The 6,090-nt window shown below is 70.2% G+C and carries 5 protein-coding genes and 1 pseudogene; all 6 read right to left on the bottom strand.

The window, feature by feature from the left end:
- Positions 1-336: 336 nt before the first annotated feature.
- Positions 337-852 carry an ATP/GTP-binding protein gene (locus ABZS58_RS46520; protein ID WP_354790780.1) on the bottom strand — a complete coding sequence of 172 codons (516 nt, stop codon included), beginning with the start codon at positions 850-852 and terminating at the stop codon, positions 337-339.
- Positions 853-898: 46 nt separating this feature from the next.
- The gene (locus ABZS58_RS46515; RefSeq protein WP_354790778.1) at positions 899-1,348 is read right to left on the bottom strand and encodes a DUF742 domain-containing protein; all 450 of its coding nucleotides are present in this window, start codon (positions 1,346-1,348) and stop codon (positions 899-901) included.
- Entirely contained in the window at positions 1,345-1,827 is a 483-nt protein-coding gene (locus tag ABZS58_RS46510; protein WP_354790776.1) for a roadblock/LC7 domain-containing protein, read from the bottom strand. Before ABZS58_RS46510 ends, ABZS58_RS46515 begins: the two co-directional genes overlap by 4 nt.
- Entirely contained in the window at positions 1,824-4,352 is a 2,529-nt protein-coding gene (locus tag ABZS58_RS46505) for a nitrate- and nitrite sensing domain-containing protein (RefSeq protein WP_354790775.1), read from the bottom strand. The genes ABZS58_RS46510 and ABZS58_RS46505 overlap by 4 nt, the downstream gene beginning before the upstream one ends.
- Positions 4,342-5,436 carry a hypothetical protein gene (locus ABZS58_RS46500; RefSeq protein ID WP_354790773.1) on the bottom strand — a complete coding sequence of 365 codons (1,095 nt, stop codon included), beginning with the start codon at positions 5,434-5,436 and terminating at the stop codon, positions 4,342-4,344. Before ABZS58_RS46500 ends, ABZS58_RS46505 begins: the two co-directional genes overlap by 11 nt.
- 444 nt (positions 5,437-5,880) lie before the next feature.
- Positions 5,881-6,090, bottom strand: a pseudogene (locus ABZS58_RS46495) (IS110 family transposase); the annotation flags it as partial.

Below are 6,090 nucleotides of genomic sequence, written 5' to 3'. Positions count from 1 at the left end.
GCCCCACCCCCGCCGCCCCGCCCGACCGAAGCCTTGTGAGATAAAGACCTGCGCCACGCGTTCACCCCGCTGGACGTCCATGAGCCCCCCCCCCCCCCCCCCCCCCCCCCACTTCGCTACCACCCGTCGTACACCGCTGCTCAGTCACTGCCCGACCACAGATCTTGAATAGTCAGGTTGATCGATGACGTTCCGGCGTGTTGGCGTGGCATTGGTCGATGGGGTCTTGTAGGCCGGAGGGATGAGGTATCCCGATGGTGGTGGCCTGACCGCGCAGGGCGGGTCAAGCGGGAGGCGGTGCGGCGTCAGGCGGCTGGTTGGTTCGCCGAAATAAGGCTATGAACGGGAATTGCTGACGGCCCGGTCCAGGGCCCGGTCGAGAACCACGAGCAGCGCGTCGCGCACCGACAGGCGGTCGCGGGCGTCGAACGCGATCACCGGCACGTGGTCGGCGACGGCGAGTGCCCACCGGACGCTCTCCAGGTCGTTGGCAAGCGCGCCGTCAAAGGCGTTGACCGCCACCACGAACGGCAGCCCCGATTGCTCGAAGTAGTCCACGGCCGGGTAGCAGTCGTCGAGGCGGGAGCTGTCCACGACGACGAGCGCGCCGAGGGCACCATGGGCGAGATCGTCCCACATGAACCCGAAGCGTGCTTGACCAGGCGTGCCGAACAGGTACAGCTTGAGCGCGCGGTCGATCGTCACGCAGCCGAAGTCCATCGCGACGGTGGTGGTGACCTTGTTGACGCGGTGCCCGGCGTCGTCGATGCCGACCCCCGCGGAGGTCATCTCGGCCTCGGTGGTCAGGGGAGGAATCTCGGAGATCGCGCCGACCGTCGTGGTCTTGCCCACGCCGAAGCCACCGGCGACAACGATCTTGACTGGTACGGGTGCTGCGTCAGGAGATCGCACGGAGTCCATGGATTACTCGCAAAATGACGTCGGGACTGTGGACGGGGTCGACCTCGAGCTGGTGGATGTCCAGATATCCGGCGGCGCACAGGTCGCCGACGAGGATCTTGGTCACGCCGAGATGCAGGTGGGCCTGAGCGGAGATCTCGGCAACCGACACCGGGGAAACGCAGGTGGTGAGGATCGCCTGGAGCTCGGTCGGCATGAACCGCACGTCCGACGGCGCCCCCGGCCGGATCGTCACCTGCGTCTCCAGGTTCACCGCCGGGTCGTCGCCCTGCACCCGCCCGGCCGTCAGGACGTACGGCCGCGGGTTGTCCGGTGCGCGGTGCGCAGGGTGGTTCCACGCTGCCGGCGGAGCCGGTGAGACCGGCGCGACCGGTGAACGCAGATACGGCCGGATGCCGGGCGGCTCCTGCCCGGGCGGCACGGTCACCGCAGGACCGCGTTCTTCAACTCGGCGATGAGCTGCGGGGTGAGCGCCGCGCCGGCCCGGCTGGCGAAGAGCGTCATCTCGTAGGCCACCGTGCTCAGGTTGGCCGAGCGGGTCGCGATGACACCGAGGACCGACCCGGCGCTGATGGAGGTGATCAACAGGTAGCCGTCGACCATGTCGACGATGACCCGGTTGAGCCCGCCGAGGGTGTACCAGGCGGAAGCGCCGCTGGCGAGGCTGGTCATCCCGGAGACGACGGCGGCCAGGCGCTCCGCGTTGGCCCGTTCCTTCGAGGCCGACGTAGCCATCAGCAGGCCGTCCGAGGACACCGCGATGGCCTCCACCACGCCGGCGGTGCCGGACGTGAACGAATCGAGCAGCCAGTTGAAGGTCTGCACCTCCGTGCTCATCGGTGCGGCGTTGAGCGTCCCACCAGAGGTTTGGCGGTGCGTGCTGTCCTGGATGAACGGACTCGTCATTGTGATGATCCTTCTGATCTGAGCTCGCGCAGTGCGCGCAGGACGCCGGATTCGAACTGCTCGACAAGGTTCCATGCACTGTCGGGATCGGGGGACGACTGGCTCTCCACTAGGTGGAGCCCTGGTCTCGGGATGGCACCGGGGTCCTGCAACGTGGCACCCGGCACCCGTCTGCTCAGGTTCCGACCGGCGGTGGCCGGCCGCACCGGCGTTGACTGGGACTGCGGCGTTGGCTGCAGTGGCGGCGTTGGCGGGAGCGGTGGCGTCTGGTCGGCCGGGGGTGCTGTGCCGTCGTGCTGCGCTCGGCGTACACCATCCTCGAACGCCTCGACGAGTGCCTGCGCGCTGCTCGGATCGGGAGGAGCCGCCACGAACTGCGCCGCGTTCCTGGCGGCCTGGGTGCCGGCCGACAGCTGCGCCCCCGGCACCCGCCGTCGCAACGCTTGCCCCTGCCGCGATGGTTGCCGCAGCGGCGCGGGGATCTCAGCGGTGGCGTCGGCATCCAGCGGTGCCACGACAGCGGCGATGGCCGGCGGTGACGCGACGGCGGCGAGCGTGCGCGGCGCGGCGAACGCGTTCCACGGCTGCCGGCCGTCGATCGAGTGGGTGGCCCGGGTGAGTGCACCGATGTCGATGACCGAGGCGATCGTCTCCCGCGATTGCGGCTCCGGCGCGGCCGAACCGTCCAGTAGCTCCCGCCCGACGACGACGGTCGCGGTGACGCCACCGCCGGGCGTGTCGCTCAACGACACCTGCAGCCCGTGCCGACGGGCCAGCCGGCCCACCACGAACAGGCCGAGCACCTCCGTCGGGGCGAGGTCGATGCGCTCGCGGCGCTCCAGCCGGGCGTTCTCGACCGTGAGCCGCTCGGCCGGCATGCCGATGCCGTGATCGACGATCGACACCCGCACGTCGGTCGCACTCTCGCCGGTGGTGACGGCGACCCGGGTGTGCGGCGGCGAATTGGAGGTCGCGTTCTCCATCAGCTCGGCCAGCATCAGGACCAGGTCGCTGATGACCGCGGGCGCCAACATGATCGTGCCGGTGAGCTGCACGTCGACGCGGTCGTACTCCTCGATCTCGCCGAGCGCCAGGCGGACCGCGTCGGCCAGGGCCAGCGGCGCCAGGTGCGGGTTGGTGCCGGTACCGCCGGACAGGACGACCAGGCTGCTGGCGTTGCGGCGCAAGCGGCTGGCGACGTGGTCCAGCCGGTACAGCTGCCGCAGCCGGTCGGGCTCCGTCTCGTCGCGCTCCAGCTGGTCGATGAGGCCGAGCTGCCGGCCGACGAGGTTCTGCGTGCGGCGGCCGACGTGACCGAACATCTGCGCGACGTTACGGCGACTGGCCACCTGCCGCTCGACCAGCTGCGCCGCGGTCCGCTGCACGCGCTCGAAGGTCCGGGCCAGGTCGCCGATCTCGTCCCGGCCGCCGACGGTGATCCGCTCCAGGCGTACCGGCTCGGGCGCGGCGGACTCATCGTCCGCGACCCGGACCAGCTCGTCCTCGGCGACCTGCGCGACGCGGGCGGCGGAGGCGGTCAGCAGGGTCAGCGGCCGCGCGACCGTGCGCGCGATCGCCGTGCTCAGCAGGATGACGAGCAGCAGCAGGACGAGCATGCCGGCGACGAGACCATACGCGGTGGTGGTCTGCCGCCGCTCCAGGTCGGTCATCGTGGCGGTGACGTCGGTGACGATCCGCTTCTCCACGAAGCGGCCGAGCGCGATGTAGGACTCCAGCGACGGGAACAGCGTGGCGACCCGCAGGTCGGCGATCGCCGCGGCCGGGTCGGTCTCGACGCTCTCCACGAAACCGCCGCCGACGCGGGAGGCGAACGCGGCCGTGACCAGACCGTACAGATCCACCTGTTCGGGGGTCCCGGAGGCGGTGAACCGGTCCAGGTTCGGCTGCACGGCGGCGGCGTTGGCGGCGTACCTGGCGAGATCACGCTGGGCGCGGGTGGCGACCATGACGGTCATCAGTGCGGCGCCGGCGCTGTTGCCCTCGTCGACCCGCAGCAGCGCGTCCAGCGCCAGGAGCTGCCGGCCCTCGGCGGTGGTCGCGTCGGCCGCGTCCATCAGCCGCAGCGCGTCGATCAGCCAGCCGATGACCGCGGTGAACTGGGTCAGCACCCCCTCGACGTCGGCGGTGCCGGCCACCAGCGAGGCACGCAGCCCGGCAAGCGACTTCACGTCGTCGATCGCTTCCGCCACCTCCGGTGACAGGTCGTCGGCGTAGTCGAGCCTGAGGTTGGTGACCCGGTCGGTGACCGCCGCCGTCTGCAGCAGCAGCCGCGAACGGCCGACCACCTGGACGAGGTACCCAACCGCAATCAGCCGTTCCTGCTGCAGGTCCTGGATGAGCGCGCCGACGTCACCGGCGACCCGGGCGGTCCGCGCGGTGTCCGCCGCCCGGCCGGCCTGCCCGACCCGGTCGACCACGACGACGACCGTGAGCAGCACGATCGCGACCAGCGGGGCGATGAGGAGGACCGCGAGCTTGCCGCGGATGCGAAGCCTAGCGAGCACCGGTCGGCTCCCGGCGCCAGGTGGGGACCACGTCCTCGGCCGGTTGGGGGGCCGGTGGGACGGGTGGGTTCGCGACCGGTCGACGGCGGGGCCGGACGAGCCGCACGGTCAGCGGGACCAGCGCCAGCAGCACCGCCACCGCCAGGGTGACCGCCGCCGTCTGTCGCTGCCGGTCCAGGTCCTCGATCCGGGCGCTGATCAGCAGGTCGAGCTCATCCAGAATCGTCGCCGCCAGCTCAGACGCGGCCGTCTGGACCTCGTTGCGGACGTCCCGCAGCGCCGCGGTGTTCACCGCGGTCCGGCCGTCGACCGGCACCGTCGTCGCGGTCAATGTCTCCATGCCGCGCCGGAACCGGTCCAGCCGGCTCAGCAGGTTGCCACTGAGGGTCCGGCTGCTGGTGCCGTCGACCGCGGCCTGCAGGCCGGCGGCGAGGTTGTTGGCCGGGTAGGTCACCGCGTCACGGGCGTTGAGCAGGTTGGCGGCCGTGCCCGCCGGGTCGTTGCGGGGCCGCCCGGCGGCGATGACCGCCAGGTCCATGAACCGGCCGGCGGCCACCACGGCCTCGGGCAGCTGCTGCGCCGCGCCTTCCTGCAGGTAGGACGCGTCGACGTCCTGCTCGCGGGTCAGCTGCGAGTTGTCGCGGACCTCCTTGTACAGCGCGAGGAGCATGTCGGTCGCCTCACCGAAGGTGCTGAACGCCGTGGCGGGGTCGACGACGCTCAGCGCCGCCAGCGCCTCGATCTTGGCGCGCAGCCCGGACCATCGCTCGTGGGTGCGCAGGTCCCCGCCGATCCGGGCGTCGACCGAAGCGGTGGCCTCGACCACGCGGGTGATCGTGTCCCGCGGGAACGGGCGCCCCGCGACCGCGGCGGACTGCGCATCCGTCAGCGCGATCGTGAGCTGACCGAGACTGCGGAGGTACTGGATGCCGTTGCGTTCCGACTGGGCGAACCGGGCCTGCTCCCCGACCGAGCCCCAGACCCGGGCGAAGAGGAGCGTGGTCGGCGCCATCAGGGCGAATGCCAGCAGGCAGTGCAGAAGGACGGCGATCAATGAACGGGACCGCGTCGCGTGTTGTGCCATCGTCGGAGCCTCCGGCTACGTGCCAAGGTGGCGGCCACACGCTGTGACGAGCCGTCGCGGTGCGTTCTGTTGACGGCCCGGCCGTGCGCCGGTCGCAGAGGTTAAACCAAAGTCCCCGTGCCGCCGGGCGATTGAACCGCACAATTTCTCGGTAAAGCGTTCCAAATTCGGACCGTGCGGCAGCGCTCACGAATAGCGACCGAAAATTGTCCGCTCCCGTACCGCTCTGCGCCCGGAATACGATTTGCGACCAGTGCCCGTAGTGTCGTGGCATCGGGTAAATCATCTGGCCAGTTCGGATTTCGCCGCAAAGGTCGCCCTTCATCGACGCAGCGTTTTATCGAAACATCGACAACAAGGAGTCACTTGCGAAGCCGTTGATCGATATGGCTGGTACGCGACTCTCTTGCGTTGGTCGTTCGGGGTCCGATGCCCCTATGTTTGTCAAGCGGTTCGTGGGGCCTGATCGGAAGTGTTGAGCTGTCGGATCAGGTGGTAGATCTCGTGGGCGACGTAGCGCTTGATGCAGCGGATGATTTCGCGGCGGGTGTGGCCTTGGGCGGTGCGTCGGTCGAGGTAGTCGCGGGTGCGTTGGTCGGTGCGGGTTCTGGTGAGGGCGATGCGGTAGAGGGCGGCGTTGGCGCGGCGGTCGCC

The organism is Dactylosporangium sp. NPDC005555 (genome assembly GCF_040605635.1).
Classification (GTDB): domain Bacteria; phylum Actinomycetota; class Actinomycetes; order Mycobacteriales; family Micromonosporaceae; genus Dactylosporangium.
Note: the sequence above shows the minus strand (reverse complement) of the source record. Positions and strands in the feature narration are given on the sequence as shown.